17 protein-coding genes are annotated in these 19,336 nt (G+C 67.7%); 5 read left to right on the plus strand and 12 right to left on the minus strand.

Annotation, left to right across the window (positions count from 1 at the left end; all coding sequences use genetic code 11):
• The first annotated feature begins 210 nt into the window (after positions 1-210).
• Positions 211-2,031 (plus strand): aminopeptidase P family protein, encoded by a 1,821-nt coding sequence (locus OCW50_RS04435; protein WP_262296576.1) that lies wholly within the window; start codon positions 211-213, stop codon positions 2,029-2,031.
• Between the two features lie 220 nt (positions 2,032-2,251).
• Here OCW50_RS04435 and OCW50_RS04440 read toward each other — a convergent pair whose 3' ends face one another.
• From OCW50_RS04440 to OCW50_RS04460, 5 genes are all read right to left on the minus strand, one after another.
• Complete coding sequence (locus OCW50_RS04440) at positions 2,252-2,551, minus strand: AzlD family protein (protein ID WP_262268187.1); 300 nt, start codon at positions 2,549-2,551, stop codon at positions 2,252-2,254.
• Positions 2,548-3,282, minus strand: a complete 735-nt coding sequence (locus OCW50_RS04445) for an AzlC family ABC transporter permease (RefSeq protein ID WP_262296577.1) — start codon at positions 3,280-3,282, stop codon at positions 2,548-2,550. Before OCW50_RS04445 ends, OCW50_RS04440 begins: the two co-directional genes overlap by 4 nt.
• Before the next feature lie 65 nt (positions 3,283-3,347).
• Positions 3,348-4,214, minus strand: coding sequence for an AraC family transcriptional regulator (locus OCW50_RS04450; RefSeq protein WP_262296578.1), 867 nt, complete (start codon positions 4,212-4,214; stop codon positions 3,348-3,350).
• A gap of 46 nt (positions 4,215-4,260) precedes the next feature.
• Complete coding sequence (gene ligA / locus OCW50_RS04455) at positions 4,261-6,420, minus strand: NAD-dependent DNA ligase LigA (RefSeq protein ID WP_262296579.1); 2,160 nt, start codon at positions 6,418-6,420, stop codon at positions 4,261-4,263.
• Between the two features lie 326 nt (positions 6,421-6,746).
• Positions 6,747-7,223 (minus strand): MarR family winged helix-turn-helix transcriptional regulator, encoded by a 477-nt coding sequence (locus OCW50_RS04460; protein WP_262296580.1) that lies wholly within the window; start codon positions 7,221-7,223, stop codon positions 6,747-6,749.
• Positions 7,224-7,324: 101 nt separating this feature from the next.
• Between OCW50_RS04460 and OCW50_RS04465 the strand changes: the two genes are divergently transcribed.
• From OCW50_RS04465 to OCW50_RS04480, 4 genes are all read left to right on the plus strand, one after another.
• A complete protein-coding gene (locus OCW50_RS04465; RefSeq protein ID WP_262296581.1) occupies positions 7,325-7,678 on the plus strand; it encodes a DUF1428 domain-containing protein in 354 nt (117 codons plus the stop codon).
• Positions 7,679-7,768: 90 nt separating this feature from the next.
• Entirely contained in the window at positions 7,769-8,545 is a 777-nt protein-coding gene (locus tag OCW50_RS04470) for a VOC family protein (protein ID WP_262296582.1), read from the plus strand.
• Between the two features lie 17 nt (positions 8,546-8,562).
• Positions 8,563-9,219 (plus strand): glutathione S-transferase family protein, encoded by a 657-nt coding sequence (locus tag OCW50_RS04475; protein WP_262296583.1) that lies wholly within the window; start codon positions 8,563-8,565, stop codon positions 9,217-9,219.
• A 47-nt stretch (positions 9,220-9,266) separates the two neighbouring features.
• Positions 9,267-9,971, plus strand: coding sequence for a DUF899 family protein (locus OCW50_RS04480; RefSeq protein WP_262296584.1), 705 nt, complete (start codon positions 9,267-9,269; stop codon positions 9,969-9,971).
• Positions 9,972-10,173: 202 nt separating this feature from the next.
• On the opposite strand, the gene recN is transcribed toward OCW50_RS04480, so the two are convergent.
• From recN to OCW50_RS04515, 7 genes are all read right to left on the minus strand, one after another.
• Positions 10,174-11,850, minus strand: a complete 1,677-nt coding sequence (recN, locus tag OCW50_RS04485; protein ID WP_262296585.1) for a DNA repair protein RecN — start codon at positions 11,848-11,850, stop codon at positions 10,174-10,176.
• A 12-nt stretch (positions 11,851-11,862) separates the two neighbouring features.
• Positions 11,863-12,759 carry an outer membrane protein assembly factor BamD gene (locus OCW50_RS04490; RefSeq protein WP_262268177.1) on the minus strand — a complete coding sequence of 299 codons (897 nt, stop codon included), beginning with the start codon at positions 12,757-12,759 and terminating at the stop codon, positions 11,863-11,865.
• Between the two features lie 193 nt (positions 12,760-12,952).
• Complete coding sequence (gene lpxC, locus OCW50_RS04495) at positions 12,953-13,897, minus strand: UDP-3-O-acyl-N-acetylglucosamine deacetylase (protein ID WP_262268176.1); 945 nt, start codon at positions 13,895-13,897, stop codon at positions 12,953-12,955.
• Positions 13,898-14,304: 407 nt separating this feature from the next.
• Entirely contained in the window at positions 14,305-16,008 is a 1,704-nt protein-coding gene (gene ftsZ / locus OCW50_RS04500) for a cell division protein FtsZ (protein WP_262296586.1), read from the minus strand.
• A gap of 105 nt (positions 16,009-16,113) precedes the next feature.
• Positions 16,114-17,436: a cell division protein FtsA gene (gene ftsA / locus OCW50_RS04505; RefSeq protein ID WP_262296587.1), complete on the minus strand. Its 1,323-nt coding sequence runs from the start codon at positions 17,434-17,436 to the stop codon at positions 16,114-16,116.
• Complete coding sequence (locus OCW50_RS04510) at positions 17,433-18,428, minus strand: cell division protein FtsQ/DivIB (protein WP_262296588.1); 996 nt, start codon at positions 18,426-18,428, stop codon at positions 17,433-17,435. The genes ftsA and OCW50_RS04510 overlap by 4 nt, the downstream gene beginning before the upstream one ends.
• A complete protein-coding gene (locus tag OCW50_RS04515; RefSeq protein WP_262296589.1) occupies positions 18,395-19,318 on the minus strand; it encodes a D-alanine--D-alanine ligase in 924 nt (307 codons plus the stop codon). The genes OCW50_RS04510 and OCW50_RS04515 overlap by 34 nt, the downstream gene beginning before the upstream one ends.
• Positions 19,319-19,336 lie beyond the last annotated feature (18 nt).

Raw genomic sequence — 19,336 nt, forward strand, 5'->3', positions numbered from 1 at the left:
GCGTCCATTGCAGAGCAAAGGCGAAGTTGCCGCCATTCCAGGCATATGGCGCATATTTCCCAGGCGGAGTGCCGCAGGCCGCGCCACCCTGGTCCTAGACGGCCCGGCAGCCGGTTCGCCATCGGTCGGGTGCCGAAAGTGGTTTCCCCGCCGGGTCCGATGCACTAGCGTGTCGCCCTCTTCCTTCCGGACCCTTCGGTGCTGCTTTCCATGGCTCAGTTCCAGTTCTTCGACGATACCACCTCCCCGGCCCAAGGCCCTCAGCACATCGCCAAGCTGCGGGCCGAGCTGGCGCGGCGCGGCTTCGACGGTTTCATCGTTCCGCGCGCCGACGAGCATCAGGGCGAGTACGTGCCGAAGAGCGCGGAGCGCCTGGCGTGGCTGACCGGGTTCACGGGCTCCGCCGGCACGGCCGTGATCCTTCGGGACGAAGCCGCCCTCGTGGTGGACGGGCGCTATACCGTGCAGGCCGCCGAGCAGGTCGACACCTCCGTCATCACGCCCGTCCAGCTCGCCGATGCCACGCCCGAGGACTGGATCGCCGCCCACCTGCCGCAGGGCGGCACCCTGGCCTACGATCCCTGGCTTCACACGAGCGACGGTCTGAATAAGCTCGAGCAGGCGGTGAGCCGCGCCGGCGGCAAGCTCTGCCCGGTCGACTTCAACCTGGTCGACGTGATCTGGATCGACCGCCCGGCCCCGCCGCAGGCTCCCGTCCGGCCGCACCCCCTCGACTACGCGGGCGAGGCTGCGCCCGCCAAGCTGGAGCGGATCCGCAGGAAGATGGCCGAGGCGAAGATCGACGCGCTCGTCATCTCCGATCCGCACAACCTTGCCTGGGCGTTCAACCTGCGCGGCGGCGACGTCGGTCACACGCCCCTGCCCCTCGGCTATGCCGTCCTGCCCAAGGAGGGACGCGCGAGCCTCTTCTTCGACCCGGCCAAGGTGACGAACGAGGCCGGCGCCGCCGTGGGCGACCTGGCCGACTTCGTCCCCATCGCGTCGTTCCAGACTGCCCTCGATGCCCTGGGCCGCACGGGCGGCAAGATCCGCGTCGATTCCGCCACCGGTGCCGTCGCGCTGATCCGGCGCATCGAGGCGGCCGGCGGAACGGTCGATGTCGGGGCCGATCCGATCGCCCTCATGAAAGCGGTCAAGAACGCGGCCGAGATCGCAGGTTCCCATGCGGCGCATCTGCGCGACGGCGTGGCGATGGCGCGCTTCCTGGCCTGGCTCGACCGCGAGGCGCCGTCGGGCAAGCTCACGGAGATCGACGCGGTCGAGGCGCTGGAGGCCTTCCGCATCGAGACGGGCGCCTTGCAGAACGTCTCGTTCCCGAGCATCTCGGGCGCGGGCCCCAACGCCGCCCTGCCCCATTACCGCGTCACCCGTTCGAGCAACCGCCCCCTCGAGACGAACCAGATCTTCCTGATCGATTCCGGCGCGCAGTACGAGGACGGCACCACGGACATCACCCGCACGGTCATCGTGGGCGAGCCGACCGCCGAGATGAAGGACCGCTTCACCCGGGTGCTGAAAGGGCATATTGCCATCGCGCAGGCCGTGTTCCCGAAGGGAGCGACGGGCGCCCAGATCGATGCCTTCGCCCGCAAGCCCCTGTGGGAGGCTGGCCTCGACTTCGACCACGGCACAGGGCACGGCATCGGCAGCTATCTCTCGGTGCACGAGGGCCCGCAGCGCATCGCCAAGACCGGGCATACGCCGCTGGAAGTCGGCATGATGCTGTCCAACGAGCCGGGCTTTTACAAGCCGGGTGCCTACGGCATCCGCATCGAGAACCTGATCCTCGTGGAGCCCCGCACGATTCCCGGCGGCGACCGCGAGATGATGGGTTTCGAGACGCTCACCTTCACCCCCATCGACCTTCGCCTCGTCGAGCCGGCCATCATGACGGCCGACGAGATCGCCTGGCTCGACGCCTATCATGCCGCGGTACGCGAGAAGATCGGGCCCCGGCTCGATGCCGAGACGCGGACCTGGTTGGAGAACGCGACGCGGCCGGTCGGCTAGAGCATCGGACGGAAAAGTGGATCCGGTTTTCCGTTCTGACCGATGCTCTCATTCAAGAAGAAAGCATCGGATGGATCCCAAAAGTGCAAGTCCACTTTTGGGTCCGATGCTTTAGAGCATCGGACGGACCCGAAGGGCCGCGCCAGCGACCCGAAGGGCCACGGCAGTGAAAACCGGGGCCACTTTTCACGAGCGCGGCCTGCTGGATCCGCACAATGGGCTAGAGCAGGCTCCGCAGCACCACGACGGACACCACGCCGACCGCCACCGTGCCGAGGAGCGGGAGCCGGAACGCCGCCAAGGCCGTGACGGCGGCCGCGATGGCCTCCGCCCATCCGGTGGTGAGGGCGGTCGGCGCGATGACCGCGACCAGGACGGCCGGCGGGATGGCGTCGAACGCCGCCTTGGCGCGGCCGGTGAGCACGAGGCGGTCGGCCACGAACAGGCCCGCGATGCGGGTGACATAGGTCACGACCGCCATGGCCAGGATGGCGAGCAGGGTCGTCGTGTCGAGGCTCATGAGCGCGCCTCCCGGGGAGCGTCCTGGGGAGCGTCCTGGGGAGCGGCCAAAGAGGCGGCCGCGATGCCGGCCAGCGCCCCCGAGGCCACGTGCCATGGGGCACCGATGAAGTGATGGACGAGGGCCGCGACGCCGGCGCTGACCGCCACCGTGATCAGGGTCACGCGGCTTCGTCCGAAACCGGCCACGAGACCGATGAACAGAGCCGTGAAGGCGAAATCCGCCCCGATCCGCTCCGGGTCGCCGAGGAACGAGCCGAGCACCGCGCCGAGGGCGGAGAAGAAGGTCCAGTTCGCCCAGAGCACGCCCCCCATGGCGACCCAGTAGGCTGTCGTGACCGGACGCTCCAGGGCGCGGCGTTCCGACAGGGCCCAGGCCTCGTCGGTGAGGAAGAAGAACGAGAGGAATCGCTGGACCTGCGACATCTGCACCTTGGGCGACAGCGACGCGCCCATCAGCACGTGGCGGGCATTGATCAGCAGCGTCGCGAACGCGAGCGTCAGGATGGGCGCGGGATGGATCCACGTCTCGATGGCGGCGAACTGCGCTCCGCCGGCGAAGACGAGGGCCGACATCACGGTCACTTCCAGGGGCGACAGCCCTTTGGCGGCCGCGACCGCTCCGAACAGCAGGCTGATGGGAATGGCCGCCACGACGACGGGTGCGATGTCGCGCAGACCTGCTCGGATCTCGCGGCGATAGCTGACGGCGAAGGGGTTTGCTTGATCCATGACCATGCTCGTTTTCCCGCCTTATGCAGGACGGATGGCCTGCCGTCTTGGATGAAAGTGCTGTGTCAGGCGGCCCGGTAGGCGCCCGGTGTCACGCCCATGCGGGCCTTGAAGACGCGGTTGAGATGGCTCTGGTCGAAGAACCCGCAGGCGGCCGCCACGTCGCCAGGAGCCTGGCCCTGGCTCAGCAGCTTCGTGGCCGCGCGGAAGCGCCGGTCGAGCAGATAGGCGTGCGGCGTGAGGCCGGTCTCCTTGGCGAAGGCGCGGATGAAATGGCTGCGCGAGAGGCCGGCCAGCCTGGCGAGATCGGCGAGGTCCGCCTCCTCGCCCATATGGGCGTCGAGATAGTCCCGCGCCCGCAGGATGCCCTTGGAGCCGTAGCGCAGGGCCGGCAGGGCGTCGAGATCGGCCCAGCGGGCGATCAGGCGGCTCAGGAAACCGATGAGCCGGGTATCCTGCTCCATCTCGGACGACCAGCCCTCGTCCCGGCACAGGCAGGCATGGAGCCGGACCTGAGCCTGGAACAGCTCTGGATCCGCGATCACGGAACGCGGGAACCAGGGCGCGCGGGGGAGCGGCCGCCCGGCCACGTCCTCGGCGATCTCCTGCATCAGCTCGGCCGACGGGTAGAAGGTGCGATACTCGAATCCGCCGCCATAGGGCTCCCCGTCATGGATCTCGTCCGGGCACACGACCGCGACGGAACCGGCCGGGGCATAGTGCTGCTCGCCGCGGTGGAAGAAGGTCTCGCACCCGGCCAAGACGGCCGCGATGGCATAGGTATCGTGGCTGTGGCGGGCATAGGCGTGACGGCGGAAGGTCGCGCGCAGGCAGTCGAGGTCGCGGTAGCGCGGCACTCGCCAGAAATGCGTCACGTCCCCCGCTCCGACCCGTTCCGGATCGAGCGAGACCTCGGGGGTGATCACCGTCATGGGGCCACCATGCCACATCGTGGCGCCCAAGTCTTGGACAGAAGTCTCACCCGCGCCCGACCAGGGCGAACCAGCCGTCCTCGTCCATGACCTGGAGCCCGAGTTCGGCCGCCTTGGCGAGCTTCGAGCCAGCACCTGGGCCTGCCACCACGATGTCGGTCTTCTTGGACACGGAGCCGGCCACCTTGGCGCCGAGGCGCTCGGCCATGGCCTTGGCCTCCTCGCGGGTCATCTGCTCGAGGGAGCCGGTGAACACCACGGTCTTGCCCGCCACGGGGGAGTTCGCCGTGGCCGGAGCCTCCATGGCCTCGACGGTCACCTGAGCGAGCAGCGCATCGAGCATCTCCTCGTTGTGCCGCTCCTTGAAGAACTCGACGACCGCCTCCGCCACCACGGGCCCGATGCCCCCGATGGCGGTCAGCTCCGCATGGGCGTCGGATGCCGGATCGGCCGCGGCCTTCGCGGTTTCGCGCAGATGCTCGAAGGTGCCGAAATGACGCGCGAGCAACCGCGCCGAGGTTTCGCCGATATGCGGGATGCCGAGCGCGAAGATGAAGCGGTTCAACGCGATCGCGCGGCGCGCCTCGATGGCCGCGAAGAGGTTCCGCGCGCTCGTCTCGCCCCAACCCTCCCGGTTCTCCAGCCGCTTGAGGCTGCGGGCATTGCGGGCCTGCAGGGTGAAGATGTCCTGCGGGCGCTGGACGAGGCCTTCCTCGTAGAACTCGTCGATGCGCTGCTCGCCCATGCCCTCGATGTCGAAGGCGTTGCGCGAGACGAAATGCTTCAGGCGCTCGCGGGCCTGCGCCGGGCAGATGAGGCCGCCGGTGCAGCGGCGCACCGCATCCTCCTTGCCGCTGCGCGGATTGACCTCGCGCACCGCATGGCTCCCGCAGGCCGGGCATGTGGTCGGGAAGGCATAGGGCTTCGCGTCGGCGGGGCGCTTCTCCAACACCACGTCGAGCACCTTTGGGATCACGTCGCCGGCCCGGTTGATCACCACCGCGTCGCCGATGCGGATGTCGATCCCGTTGCGGATTCTCTCGCCGTTGCCGCCGATGCCCTTGATGTAATCCTCGTTGTGCAGGGTCGCGTTCGACACCACGACGCCGCCGACCGTGACCGGCTTCAAGCGCGCGATGGGATTGAGCGAGCCCGTGCGGCCCACGTTGATCTCGATGTCTTCGAGCACCGTCACGGCCTTCTGGGCCGGGAACTTGTGCGCGAGCGCCCAGCGCGGCGAACGCGACACGAAGCCGAGGCGCTGCTGCAGGCTCAGCTCTTCGACCTTGTAGACGACGCCGTCGATGTCGTAGCCGAGATTGGCGCGGTCCGTCTCTATGGCGTGGTAGTGCTCGAGCATCTCGGCGACGCTCGCGCAGAGGCGCGTGAGCGGATTGACCGTGAGGCCGAAGCTGCGGAAGCACTCCATCATGCCGTGTTGCGTCGTCGCCGGCATGGCGCTCACCTCGCCCCAGGCGTAGGCGAAGAAGCGCAGGGGGCGCGAGGCGGTGATCGACGCGTCGAGCTGGCGCAGGCTGCCCGCCGCCGCGTTGCGCGGGTTGGCGAAGAGCGCCTTGCCGGCCGCTTCCTGCCTGGCGTTGATGGCGGCGAAATCCTCGTGCGAGAGATAGACCTCGCCGCGCACCTCGAGGATGTCGGGAACCTGCGAGCCCTTGAGCCGATGCGGGATGTCGCCGACCGTGCGGGCGTTGTTCGTCACGTCCTCACCCACCTGGCCATCCCCCCGGGTGGCGGCGGACACGAGCCTGCCGTTCTCGTAGCGAAGGCTCAGGGACAGACCGTCGATCTTCGGCTCCGCCGTGAAGGCGAGCGGCGCGTCGGGCTTCCATTGCAGGAAGCGACGGATGCGCTCGACGAATTCCTCCACCTCCTCGTCGGCGAACCCGTTGGCGAGCGACAGCATCGGCACCCGGTGACGGATCTTGCCGAATTTCTCCGACACCTTGGAGCCGACCTTCTGGGTCAGGCTCTCGGGGGTCTTCAGCTCGGGGAACTGATCCTCCAGAGCCTCGTAGCGCTTGCGCAGGGCGTCGTATTCGGCGTCCGAGACGGTCGGGGCGTCCTCCTCGTAATAGCGCCGGTCGTGCTCCCTGATCTCGGCGCCGAGCGCCTCGTGCTCGGTCCGCGCCTGATCGGGCGTCAGGTGATCGACAGGTGTCTCGGAGGCAGTTCTGCGTGGGGGCATGATCGAATCGTGTGTGAGGGTGCTTGAACCATAGCGCTCCGGAGCGGAGTCTCCAGAGGGTGGAGGCCAACGGTGCACCGGATTCGGACCTTCCTCGACGCTCCTTCATTGCCGCCGGGCTTGTCCCGGTGATGACGATGTTGCGGCGGCATGGCGCTGGTCCGGATCGGCGGCGGGCCTTCCGGTCTCCCGTCCACGTCATCACAGGCCTTGTGCCGGTGATCTCGACGGCTTGAGGCGCGTCGCTCTTCCGATCGGGATGGCCGGGACAGGCCCGGCCATGACACGGGAGGGGTCCATACGAGAGCGTGGCCGAACGACCGGCGTCAGCCTCGAACCGTCCCGGTCGGCGTCGGGCGTGACAGGCCCTTTAGCGCCTCTCGTAGGGCATCAGGCGCGATCTCCACCATCCCATTCTCGATGGCCCCGTGAACGTCGCGCCAGATCGGGACGGCCGAGGCCAGGACCTCCCTGCCCTTGTCGGTGAGGCGCAGGAGGCGATTGCGGCGGTCCTCGGGATCCCGGGCGATAGCCACCAGGCCGTCCCGCTCCAGGGGCTTCAGGGCGGCCGTCAGCGTCGTCCGGTCCATGGCGAGCAGTTGCGCCACCGGGGCGATGGAAGGGGGCGCGGGGCGGTTGAGCGCGTTCAGCAGGGAGAACTGCCCGGAGGTGAGCCCGACAGGGCGCAGCGCCTCGTCGAACAGGCGCGACAGGGCGCGGGCGGCGCGCTGGACGTGCAGACACAAGCAGGCGTCGCGGATCAGATGCGTGGTCTCGTAGGGCACGTCACGGGGGTTTGACATGGCTTAATTATGTTGATATCAACCTATTTGTCAAGAAGAACAGGCGCGGGAAGCGCCGCGGGATCCGGCTCCGATTCCAGGAGTCTCAAGGGAGATGCGCAATGACATATGTCGATGGCTTCGTGCTCGCCGTGCCGGCGGACAAGAAGGACGAATACCGCCGCCACGCCGCCGAGGCCGCGCCCCTGTTCAAGGAGTTCGGTGCCACCCGGATGGTGGAGTGCTGGGGCGACGACGTGCCGGACGGCAAGCTCACGGATTTCCGTCGCTCGGTGCAGGCCAAGGACGACGAGATCGTGGTGTTCAGCTGGATCGAGTATCCGTCGAAAGAGATCCGGGACGCCGCCAACCGCAAGATCATGACCGATCCGCGCATGGAGGCCATGGGCAAGCAGATGCCGTTCGACGGCAAGCGCATGATCTTCGGCGGCTTCATGCCGATCCTCGACGTGTAGCATCAGGCCCAGAAGTGGACACCACTTCTGGGGTCGATCCGATGCTCCTTTTCCCGATGAGCGCATCGGTGATGCGCATGGAGGTGCGACATGGCCAATCAGCACGGCGATTTTATCTGGTATGAACTGATCACCCGAGAGGCCGACGCGGCCGCGCGCTTCTATGGCGCGGTGGTCGGGTGGCAGGAGCGGCCCGCGGAGGGCTCCGACCGCGGCTACCGGGTTTTCGGGATCCGGGGCACGGATGTGGGCGGATTGATGCCCTTCCCGGCCGGGGCCGAAGGCGCGGGGATGCGCCCCACCTGGCTCGGCTACGTGGCTGTCGACGACGTCGATGCGACGGCGGCCGAGATCGTCCGGGCGGGCGGTACCCAGCACATGCCGCCGACCGACATTCCGGGCGTCGGCCGCTTCGCCATGCTGTCCGACCCGCAGGGCGTGATGGTCTACGTGATGCGCGGCGCCGTGGACGGGACGAGCACGGCCTTCGACCAGAGCCGGCCCGGCCATTGCCACTGGAACGAGCTCGCCACGAGCGATCCCGCGGCGGCGCTCGCCTTCTACACGGCCCGCTTCGGCTGGACGAAGGGCGGCGCCATGCCGATGGGCGAGATGGGCGACTACCAGTTCATCGACCATGGCGGCCGCACCATCGGGGCCGTGATGAGGCGCACGCCCGACGGGCCGCCGCCGGCCTGGACCTTCTATTTCGGCGTCGAGGACATCGACGTCGCGGCACAGGCCGTCTCGGGCAACGGCGGCGCGATCCATTACGGCCCCGCCGAGGTGCCGGGCGGCATGTTCATCATCGTGGCCAGCGACCCGCAGGGAGCCCTGTTCGGCCTCGTCGGCCCGCGCAAGGCATGAACCCAGGAGGCAATGCCATGACCATCCATGTATCGGCCTTCAAGTGGGTGCCGCCCTTCGCGCAAGGCTATGTGCGCGATCTTCGCGTGCGCTGGGCCCTCGAGGAGGCCGGCCTCCCCTACGAGGCGACCCTGATCGACCCCGCCATCCAGGCCACCACGGCCTATCGGGAATGGCAGCCCTTCGGGCAGGTTCCGGCCTACCGGGACGAGGCGGTGGAGATCTTCGAATCCGGCGCCATCGTGCTGCATCTCGCGATGCGGTCCGAGGCCCTCGCGCCGGCAGACGAAGCGGGCCGGGCTCGGGTCATGACCTGGGTGATCGCCGCCCTGAACTCGGTTGAGCCCTTCGTGCAGAACCTGGTTCAGCTCGACGTCTTCCACGCCGGCGAGGCCTGGGCGAGGGAACGCCGGCCGCAGGCCGAGGCCATGCTCTGCAAGCGCTTGGCCTCTCTCGGCGCCTGGCTGGGTGACCGGGACTTCCTCGAGGACCGCTTCACGGCGGGCGACCTGATGATGGCCATGGTCCTGCGCGAGCTGGTCGAGACCGGGCTCTTGGAGCGCTACGCCAGTCTCGGCGCCTATGTCGGCCGCTGCACCGGGCGGCCGGCCTTCAAGAAAGCCCTGGAGGCGCAGTTGCAGCCGTTTCGCGAGAACGCGCCCGCGACCGCCTGACCAGGACATCCCGGCAAGCCTGAATGGACCTCACGACGGAGCCCTCCATGTCCCAGACGCTCGTTCCCGCGGCGGACCTCGCGCGCCGCTCGCCGGTCCGCTTTCCGAATGAAAGCCCCGAGTACCGCGCCGCGCGCACGGCCCTGCTGGCGGAGGAGATCGAACTGCGCCGCCATCTGGAGCGCGTCGCCGCCCAGCGCCGCGCGCTTCCGCCCGGCGGCGAGGTGACTGGCGATTACCGCTTCGAGGGGGAGGACGGGCCGGCGGGCTTCGCCGACCTCTTCGGCGACAAGCCGACGCTCGCCGTCTACAGCTACATGTTCGGGCCGGAACGAGAGCGCCCCTGCCCCATGTGCACCAACCTGCTCGGCGGACTCGAAGGCAACGGCGCCGACATCCAGCAGCGCATGGCGCTCGCGGTCGTGGCACGCTCGCCGATCGAGCGGCTCGTCGCCTGGAAGAGAGAGCGCGGCTGGTCGAACCTGAAGCTCTACTCGGACCTCGACGGCCATTATTCCCGCGACTATCACGGGGTGCTGCCGGACGGCACGGAAATCCCCGGCCTCAACGTCTTCACCCGCCGGGACGGGACGATCCGGCATTTCTGGAGCGGCGAGATGACCGGCGATTCCGCCGATCCCGGCCAGGACCCCCGCGGCGCTCCCGATCTCGCGCCCCTGTGGACCATGCTCGACATGACCCCCGAGGGGCGCGGCGCGGACTGGTACCCGAAGCTGAACTACGGGGTGTGACAAGGGACGATCATCGATAGCGCACGGTTGAGCAGGGGATCCCTTCCCGCACGCCGTGCGCCGGGGACCATCTGCCGCGTCATGGCCGGGCTCGTCCCGGCCATCTCGACTGCGTGAAACGCCGCGCTTGTCCGATCGGGGTCGCCGGCACAGGGCCGGTGACGACGTTCCGGTGGATCGATCAGCCCACCATGGCGGTCCCTCAGTGGGCGGCCGCCTCGAGCAGCCGGGCCGCGGCCGCGCGGGCCTCCTCGGTGATCGTCGCGCCGGCGAGCATCCGGGCGATCTCCTCGCGGCGCGGCGTCGCTTCGAGCGGGATCACCCGGGTGGCGACCCGGTCCTCGGCTCCGCGCACCCCCTCCTTGGCGATGAGGAAGTGGCTGCCGGCCTTGGCGGCGACCTGGGGCGCATGGGTGACGGCCATGACCTGGACCTTGCGCGCGAGCCGCGCGAGCCGCTGGCCGATGGCGTCCGCCACCGCGCCGCCGACGCCGGTGTCGATCTCGTCGAAGACCAGGGTCGGAGCCGAGCCCTTGTCCGCCAGCACCACCTTCAGGGCCAGCATGAAACGGGACAATTCGCCGCCCGACGCCACCTTCATCAGAGGGCCGGGGCGGGTGCCGGGATTGGTCTGGGCCCAGAACTCGATGCGCTCGAAACCGGAGGGATCCCGGCTGGTCTCGTCGATCTGGATGTCGGTGATGAACCGGGCCCGCTCCAGCTTGAGGGGCGGCAGCTCGGCCTGGACGGCGGCGTCGAGCGCCTGGGCGGCCTTCTTCCGGCCGGAGGAGAGCGCCTTGGCGCTCTTCACATAGGCGTCGTCGGCCTCCTTGAGGGCCTTTTCCAGGCCGGCCAGCTGCTCCTCGCCCGCGTCGATGGCAGCCACGTCCTCCTCGAAGCGCGTGCGCAGAGCGGCGAGCTCATCGGCCGGAACATCGTATTTGCGCGCGGCGGCCCGCAGGGCGAAGAGACGCTCCTCCGCCTGCTCCAGCTCGCGCGGGTCGAACTCGGTGGCGCGGATCGCCTCCTCAAGGGCCGCCCTCGCCTCGTCGATGGCGACGAGCGCGGCGTCGAGCGCCTTGACGCTGGGCTCCACCAGCGCCGGCGCCTGGGTGCCCCGGCGCTCGAGCTTGCGGACGGCGGCCGAGAGCTCGTTGACCGGCGACGTGTTGCCGGCGACCACCTCGTAGGCCTCGTTGAGATCCTGGGCGACCTTTTCGGATTGCATCATGACGACCCGCCGCTCGGCCAGAGCTTCCTCCTCCCCGGCCCGCGGATTGAGGGTGGTCAGCTCCTCGACCGCGTGGCGCAGGAAATCCGCCTCCTTGCGGGCCTTCTCGATGCGGCCGCGGTGCTCGTGGAGGGCATGGCGCGCCTCGCGGGCGCGGCGCGAGGCCTCGGCCACCGCCTGGACGTCGCCCGCAAGGCCGCCGAAGGCATCGAGGATGGCCCGGTGCGTGGCGGGATCGACGAGGGCGCGGTCGTCGTGCTGGCCGTGGATCTCGACTAGGGTCGCCCCGATGGCCTTGAGCACCTGCACGCTCACGGGCTGGTCGTTGACGAAGGCGCGGGTGCGCCCGTCGGCCACCTGCACGCGGCGCAGGATGAGATCGCCGTCGACATCGATGTCGGCATCGGCCGCGATGCGGCGGGCCGGGTGGTCGAGCGGGCAGTCGAACACGGCCGTGACCTGCCCCTGGTTCTCGCCATGACGCACGAGGCTGCCGTCGCCGCGGCCGCCGAGGGCCAGGGCGAAGGCATCGAGCAGGATCGACTTGCCCGCGCCTGTCTCACCCGTGAGGACGCTCAGGCCCTCATGGAAGTGAAGCTCAAGCCTGTCGATGAGGACGATATCGCGAATCGCCAGCTGGATGAGCATGGAGGGTGAGGCTTAGCCCGTGCGCTGACTGACCTGGGGAACGCCGCGGAAGGCTTTGCTGATCCAGGACTGGGAATCCTCGCGCGGCTCGACGCCGCCCTTGGTCAGCAGAGCGTGGGCGTCCTTGTACCAGGGACTGTCAGGGAAGTTGTGGCCGAGAACGGCGGCTGCTGTCTGCGCCTCGTTGACGATGCCCATGGCCATGTAGGCCTCGGTGAGGCGCTCGAGGGCCTCTTCCACGTGGCGGGTCGTCTGGTAGCGCGCAACCACCGTGCGGAAGCGGTTGATGGCACCGGCATAGTTGCGCTTCTGCAGGTAGAAGCGCCCGACCTCCAGCTCCTTGCCGGCGAGCTGGTCGCTGGCCACCTGGAGCTTCTTGCGGGCGTCGGCCGTGTATTCGGACGTCGGATAGCGCTGGATCAGCTCCTGCAGGGCCAGAATGGCGCGCTCGGACTTCTCCTGGTCGCGGGTGATGTCCGGGATCTGATCGTAATAGGACGACGCCATCAGGTACTGGGCGTAGGCCGCATCCGACGTGTTGGGATAGCTCTGGAGGTAGCGCTTGGACGCCGTGATGGATTCCTCATAGAAGCCGCCCTCGTAGTTGGCGTAGGCCTCCATGATCAGGCCCTTGCGGGACCATTCGGAATACGGGAACTGCTTGTCGAGGCTGCTGAACTTCTTCACCGCGCCGTTGAAATCGCCCTTCTGCACCCGGGCCAGACCGTCGTTGTAGATCTCTTCCGCCGGGGCCCCCGTGACGATCTCGGGCTTGTAGGTCTCGCTCTTGTCGAACGGATTGAGCGACGAAAGGGATTCGCAGCCCGCGAGCCCCAAGGCGCAGACGCCAAGGATCAGAGCGCGGGCGGACGCGCCTTTCATACCTGCATAAGCCTTCGCGAACGACATGCCTCGCGGTCCTCCAAAAACCGTGCCCGATGTTTTAACGATGCACCGAGCGTTCTTTAGCCCAAGCATGGGGCCAGAGCCAAGCCCATACGTGATGGTTTACCCAACAGGAATTAAGAAAGCCTGCACGAAATCATGCGGCCAATGGGCGCTTGCCTCCTGGAGCGGAAGGACAGGGCCGCCGGAGGTCGCCTCAGTGCATCTCGGGAGCGAGAACCGAGGCGGCCATGCTGCCGATCTCGGCATAGCCCGTCTCGCGCCGCGGAATGGCGTCCACGATGGCATAGTTGGAGCGGCTCGAGAACAGGGCCTCGAGCACCGAGAAGTTCATGCGGTGACCGCCGCAATAGGACCGGTAGGTGCCGAGCAGGGGCAGTCCGGCCAGGGACAGGTCGCCGACCGCGTCGAGCAGCTTGTGACGGACGAACTCGTCCGCGTAGCGCAGGCCCTCGGGGTTCATGATGCCGTCGTCCCCGATGGCGACCGTGTTCTCGAGAGAGGCGCCGAGCGCGAAGCCGGCGCTCCAGAGCTTCTCCACGTCCCGCATGAAGCCGAAGGTGCGGGCGCGGGAGATCTCGCGGCGGAAGACCGAGGGTGACAGGTCGATGGCCTTGCGCTGGCGGCCGATCACCGGGGTGGGGAAATCGATCTCCACGTCCAGGCGGAAGGCGCGGTCGTTGGGAAGAAGCTCGGCAAAGGCCTTGCCCTGCGTCACGCGTACGGGCTTGAGCACCTTGAGGTAGCGACGCGTCGCGCCCTGAACCGCGATGCCCACCTGGTCGATCGCATCGATGAACGGGGCCGAGCTGCCGTCCAGGATCGGAACCTCCGGCCCGTCGATCTCGACGAGCACGTTGTCGATGCCGAGGCCGGACAGAGCCGCCATGAGGTGCTCGATGGTGGCGACCGCGCCCGTGTCGCGGTCGCCGATCACCGTGCAGAGCTCGGTGGCGGTCACCGCCAGATGCCGAGCGTCGATCAGTCGGTCCAGGCCACCGGACAGGCCGGTGCGCAGGAAAGCAATGCCATGGTTCGCTTCGGCCGGATGAAGGATCATCTTCACTTCATCCCCGGAATGGACTCCGGTCCCAACGAGGGTCACGGCGGCGCGAAGCGTGGTTTGCTGGCTTTGCTTCATTAGTCCTGAACCTCAACTACCCTTGTCGCCAAACTGAGCCTGTTTCGCCGGGGAAGCTGCATTTGCTGCTTTGTGACTTCCGACCGGCAGGCTTCTCATTAGCGCTGCCCCTTTGATGTGTGGGCACCTTAGTCCCCCTGCCAGGCTAGGCCAAATCACGCTTTCTTACTTTGTGTTACAATTGGGATAACTCGCAAGTCGTTGATGTTAATGGTTTTTTAACAAAGAAGGCCCCCAGCCGCATCCGGCTGGGGGCCTTCTGTAACAATTCCTAATGTTACGTTAGGGCATCGGACGGAAACGTGGATCCGGTTTTCCGTCCTGACCGATGCTCTCATTCAAGAAGAAAGAATCGGATGGATCCCAAAAGTGCAAGTCCACTTTTGGGTCCGATGCTTTAGGTCAAGTTAGTTGGCCTGACGGCGCAGGAAGGCGGGAATCTCCAGTTGGTCGTCCTCCGAGTGAGCCCGGGGAGCTTGGGCCATCGGGGCCTGCGCGGGACGCTGGGCCTGGGACGGAACCGGCCGGCGGGCATACTCCGCATGGACCGAGGACATCGGCTGGCGCGGCGCTTCCTGGCGTGCCTCGACAGGCGCGTGCTGGGGCTCCTCGCGGCGGCCGAAGCCGATGGTGGCGAGGCGCTGGATCAGGGACGGCTTGTGCTCGTGGGCCGCCTCCTCGCCGCGGCTGGCCCGGATCTGGTTCTGGGCCGGCATCGGGAGTTCGTCGATCCTCGGCATCCGGGCCGGCCGCATGGCGCGCTCCGCCTGCGGCGGGATGAAGGCCCCCTGCTCCACCGGTTCCTCGTAGATCGGCTGCTGCGGAGCCGGAGCCTCGTAGGCCAGGGCCTGGCGGGGCTGAGCCGGCGTGAGGACCACGTCGTCGCGAATCACGGGCTGCGGAGCCGGTTCGACCGGCTGGGCGACCGCCATGGGAGCAACCGCGGCGACCGGGGCCGGAGCCAGGGCGGCCGCGCTCTGGGACAGGGTCGGAGCCGCCTTCACCGGTTCGGCTTGGGCGGCGGAGCGAAAGGTCGGCGTGGCTTGGGTCGAGGTTGCACGGGCCCGGGCCTCGGCGCGCAGGCGCTCGGCCACTTCGGAGATCCGCTGCTCGGTGGCCGTCAGATCGCCGCCGTTCTCGAGCATGGCGTGGTCGATGCCGGTCGCCACGACGGACACGCGGATGATGCCTTCCAGGCTCTCGTCGAAGGTCGCGCCGAGGATGATGTTGGCATCCTGGTCCACCTCCTCGCGGATGCGGGTCGCGGCCTCGTCCAGTTCGTAGAGGGTGAGATCGTTGCCGCCCGTGATCGAGATGAGCAGGCCCCGCGCGCCCTTCATCGACACGTCGTCGAGGAGCGGGTTCGCGATGGCCGCCTCGGCCGCCCGGATGGCGCGCTTCTCGCCGGAAGCCTCGCCGGTGCCCATCATGGCCTTGCCCATGCCGCGCATGACGGAGCGCACGTCGGCGAAGTCGAGGTTGATGAGGCCTTCCTTCACCATCAGGTCGGTGATGCAGGCGACGCCGGAATAGAGCACCTGGTCGGCCATGGCGAAGGCGTCCGCGAAGGTCGTCTTCTCCGTGGCGACGCGGAACAGGTTCTGGTTCGGGATCACGATGAGCGTGTCCACCGCCTGCTGCAGCTCGTTGATGCCGGCTTCCGCCAGACGCATGCGGCGCACGCCCTCGAACTGGAACGGCTTCGTGACGACGCCGACCGTCAGTATACCGAGTTCGCGGGCCGCCCGGGCTACGACCGGAGCCGCGCCCGTGCCGGTGCCGCCGCCCATGCCGGCGGTGATGAACACCATGTGCGAACCGGCGAGCTGATCGCGGATCTCGTCGATCACCTCTTCGGCCGCCGCGCGGCCGACTTCCGGCTGCGACCCGGCGCCGAGGCCCTCGGTGACCTGGACGCCCATCTGAATCACGCGCTGCGCCTTGGAGGAGGCCAGAGCCTGGGCGTCGGTGTTCGACACCACGAACTCGACGCCCTCAAGACCCGATTCAATCATGTTGTTCACGGCATTCCCGCCGGCACCGCCGACGCCGAAAACCGTGATGTGCGGCCTGAGTTCCCGGATGTCCGGAGCTTGCTGATTGATAGCCATGACCTGTGCCTCTTCTGGCCTTATACTGATGAGCGTTTGGCGGACGCTGACCCTTGTTGACTTGAACTCATCACGATGGCCCGCCGCGCCAACGCGTTACTCGACTTAAAAACTCTCGCGAATCCACCGGCCCACTCGCGAGAAGTAGCCGTCGGTTCCCGTACTCTGAAACAAGCCGCTGGACCGCGGCTCGAAATACTCGATATGCGCCACCTGGGGATAAACCAGGAGGCCGACCACCGCCGAAAAGGCGGGGCCCTTTGCCGCTTCGGGCAGGCCCTTGATGCCGAGCGGACGCCCGACACGAACTTGGCCCTGCAAGATGCGACGCGCCGTTTCCGGCAGCCCGACGAGCTGGCTTGCGCCGCCCGTCAGCACGACCCGCCGTCCGGCCTGGGCCGCAAAGCCCGCGCCTTTCAACCGGTCGCGCACGAGTTCGAGAACTTCCTCGACCCGCGGCTTGATGATGCGAACGAGGTGCGACTTCGGCAGATGGTTCGGAACGTCGCGTTCGTCCTCATCGACCTGCGGCACCGCGATCATGTCCCGGTCATCCGCGCTCGACGTGATGGCGGAGCCGTAGAGAGTCTTGAGCCGTTCGGCGGCGGACACGCGGGTCGTGAGACCGCGCGCGATGTCCATGGTCACGTGATGGCCGCCGACCGCGATGGCATCGGTGTGGACCAGATGCCCGTTGGAGAAGATGCCGACGCTCGTGGTGCCGCCGCCCATGTCGACCACGGCGCAGCCCATGTCGGCTTCGTCGTCGACGAGCGCCGAGAGACCGGCCGCGTAGGGCGTCGCGATCACGGCTTCGACGCCGAGATGGCAGCGCTCGACGGCGAGCATCAGGTTGCGCGCCGCCGCGGCCTCCGACGTGACCACGTGCAGGTCCGCGCCGAGCCGCTCGCCGATCATGCCGGCGGGATCGACGATGTGGTGCTGCTGGTCGAGCGAGAAGCCCGTGGGCAGAGCGTGAAGAACGGTCCGGCCGCGGCGCAGATCGTAGCTCGACGCCGCATCGAGAACGCGGTGGACGTCCCCGGGGCCGACGGCCCCGCGCACCGGAATGTGCGCCTCGAAATGCTCCGACGCGAGGCGCCCGCCGGTGAGGTTGACGATCACCGACTGGATTTCGACCTTCGCCATCCGCTCGGCGGCATGGACCGCCTGACGGATCGCCGATTCGGCCGCTTCGAGATCGACGACCACGCCGCCCTTGAGGCCCATGGAACGCTGGTGGCCGATGCCGAGGATGCGCGCCACATGGGTGCGGCTGCGCAGGGATTCGACCTCGTCGGCCGGCTTCAGTTCCGCCACGACGCAGACGATTTTGCTCGTGCCGATATCCAGGACCGACAGGATGGCACTCTTGCGCGCCGACAGCGGCTTCAAGCGTGGCGTCAAACCGTGACCCGAGAGACTCATGTGTCGACCCCCTTGCCGCGCATTGGTTTTTTCTTGAGCGCCTCGGCGCGGGCCAGGGCTGCCTCTTCCGTCAACCGGACGACGACGCGATCCGCCATGCGCAGATCGATCGCCAGAACGTCCTTCTCCAGAATCTTCTGCTCGTTCTCGAGCTTCACGAGCCGGGCCAGCGCGTCGGCGGCCTTCAGCTCCGGCAGGCGCACGTCCATGCCGTTGTCCATCTTGAGCGTCCAGCGGCGCCCGGCCACGAGGGTGCCGGCGCGGATGCGGCCCCTGAGCGGGCCCGCGGCGTCGAGCAGCGCGAGATATTCCTTGCTGCGGGTGTTGGCGCCCTCCCCCACCACGAAGGGAAGATCGACATAGCGCTCGTCCTGCATCAGGTCGATCACGGTGCCGTCGGCCGCGATGACGAACAGCTCGCCGTTGTTCTGCCAGATCCCGTGCGCCTCCCGCTCGGTGAGCGTGATGACGAGCTCGTTCGGATAGAGCTTGCGCACCGTGGCCGACTTGATCATCGGAACGCGCTCCAGGCGCTCGCGTAGATCGTTCACGTCGAGGAAGGCCAGCGACTGCTTGGAATTGATTCCCGCCGCAGCCAGGACCTCGCCCTCGCTCATCTGCGAGATGCCGGAGATCGTCACCTGGTCGAGGCCCAGGCCCACGGCGCGCGCGAGGGCATGATGCGGCTCGCCGTAGTCACGGATGAAACCGTCGATATGACCGCCCTGCCAGAGGCCGAAGCCCACCACGGTGGCGAAGAACCCGAGCGCCAGGCCGCTCCCGAGGAAACGCGGAAGGCGCTGCTCGATGGGCATGCCGGCCGAGCGACGGCGACGGCGGACGCCGCGCGAAGAACCGAAGAGCTTCGTGATTCGCGAGGGCTTCCTGACGGGAGCGCCCCCGCTCCCCCACCCCGCGGAGGCAGGGCGCGCAACGTCGAATCCGGCCGGGTAGGCCGTCATCGGTTGCAGGTAGCGTCCTCCACCATCCATTGCACAAGCTCGCCAAACGAATAGCCCGCGTGGGCTGCCAGTTCTGGCACCAAGCTCGTCTCGGTCATGCCGGGTTGCGTGTTGACTTCAAGAACGACGAGTTCCCCGGTTCCCCCAGGAGTGTCGTCGTACCGCAAGTCGGCGCGGCTGATTCCCCGACAGCCGAGCGCTTGATGCGCCGTTAACGCCAACTCTTGGACCTTTTGGTAAATATTCGGTTTAATTTCTGCCGGGAGGACGTGAATGGAGCCCCCCTTCACATATTTCGCATCGTAATCGTAGAAGACCCCGGTGGCAGGCTGGATGTCGATGACCCCGAGCGCCCGGTCGCCCATGACCGCGCAGGTGAGTTCCCGGCCCGCAACGTATGATTCCACAAGGACTTGCTCGCCGAAGGCCCAATCGTCCCGGGTCAGCTCCTGGGGCGGATGGGAGCGGTCCTCGCGGACGATGATGACGCCCACCGACGAGCCCTCGCTGATCGGTTTGACCACGTAGGGCGCCGGCAGGACGTGGCTTTTCGCCGCCTCCAAACGGTTAACGACTTTCCCCTGCGGCACCGACACGCCGGCGGCCGCCATGACCATTTTGGCCTTGTCCTTCTGCATGGCGAGCGCCGAGGCGAGGACACCGGAATGGGTATAGGGAATCCTTAAGATTTCGAGCAGACCCTGGATGGTCCCATCCTCGCCCACGCGCCCGTGGAGGGCGTTGAACACCACGTCGGGCGCGACCGCCTGGAGAACGGTGGCGATGTCGGGCTGCACGTCGATGGGGGTGACCTTGTAGCCCTGCTCCTCGAGGGCCCGGCAGCAGGCCCGGCCGGAATTGAGGCTCACCTCGCGCTCGGCCGACCAGCCGCCATAGAGAACGGCAACGTGCTTCGCCATGGATCTTCCCCTGTCATG

The sequence above is a fragment of the Microvirga sesbaniae genome (assembly GCF_025460805.1).
In the GTDB taxonomy this organism is placed as follows: Bacteria; Pseudomonadota; Alphaproteobacteria; order Rhizobiales; family Beijerinckiaceae; genus Microvirga; species Microvirga sesbaniae.

Bases quoted from the DNA above. Each gene is read 5' to 3' on its own strand.
- OCW50_RS04435 (WP_262296576.1), top strand. From the start codon at position 211: ATGGCTCAGTTCCAGTTCTTCGACGATACCACCTCCCCGGCCCAAGGC.
- OCW50_RS04440 (WP_262268187.1), bottom strand. From the start codon at position 2,551: ATGAGCCTCGACACGACGACCCTGCTCGCCATCCTGGCCATGGCGGTC.
- OCW50_RS04445 (WP_262296577.1), bottom strand. From the start codon at position 3,282: ATGGATCAAGCAAACCCCTTCGCCGTCAGCTATCGCCGCGAGATCCGA.
- OCW50_RS04450 (WP_262296578.1), bottom strand. From the start codon at position 4,214: ATGACGGTGATCACCCCCGAGGTCTCGCTCGATCCGGAACGGGTCGGA.
- ligA (WP_262296579.1), bottom strand. From the start codon at position 6,420: ATGCCCCCACGCAGAACTGCCTCCGAGACACCTGTCGATCACCTGACG.
- OCW50_RS04460 (WP_262296580.1), bottom strand. From the start codon at position 7,223: ATGTCAAACCCCCGTGACGTGCCCTACGAGACCACGCATCTGATCCGC.
- OCW50_RS04465 (WP_262296581.1), top strand. From the start codon at position 7,325: ATGACATATGTCGATGGCTTCGTGCTCGCCGTGCCGGCGGACAAGAAG.
- OCW50_RS04470 (WP_262296582.1), top strand. From the start codon at position 7,769: ATGGCCAATCAGCACGGCGATTTTATCTGGTATGAACTGATCACCCGA.
- OCW50_RS04475 (WP_262296583.1), top strand. From the start codon at position 8,563: ATGACCATCCATGTATCGGCCTTCAAGTGGGTGCCGCCCTTCGCGCAA.
- OCW50_RS04480 (WP_262296584.1), top strand. From the start codon at position 9,267: ATGTCCCAGACGCTCGTTCCCGCGGCGGACCTCGCGCGCCGCTCGCCG.
- recN (WP_262296585.1), bottom strand. From the start codon at position 11,850: ATGCTCATCCAGCTGGCGATTCGCGATATCGTCCTCATCGACAGGCTT.
- OCW50_RS04490 (WP_262268177.1), bottom strand. From the start codon at position 12,759: ATGTCGTTCGCGAAGGCTTATGCAGGTATGAAAGGCGCGTCCGCCCGC.
- lpxC (WP_262268176.1), bottom strand. From the start codon at position 13,897: ATGAAGCAAAGCCAGCAAACCACGCTTCGCGCCGCCGTGACCCTCGTT.
- ftsZ (WP_262296586.1), bottom strand. From the start codon at position 16,008: ATGGCTATCAATCAGCAAGCTCCGGACATCCGGGAACTCAGGCCGCAC.
- ftsA (WP_262296587.1), bottom strand. From the start codon at position 17,436: ATGAGTCTCTCGGGTCACGGTTTGACGCCACGCTTGAAGCCGCTGTCG.
- OCW50_RS04510 (WP_262296588.1), bottom strand. From the start codon at position 18,428: ATGGATGGTGGAGGACGCTACCTGCAACCGATGACGGCCTACCCGGCC.
- OCW50_RS04515 (WP_262296589.1), bottom strand. From the start codon at position 19,318: ATGGCGAAGCACGTTGCCGTTCTCTATGGCGGCTGGTCGGCCGAGCGC.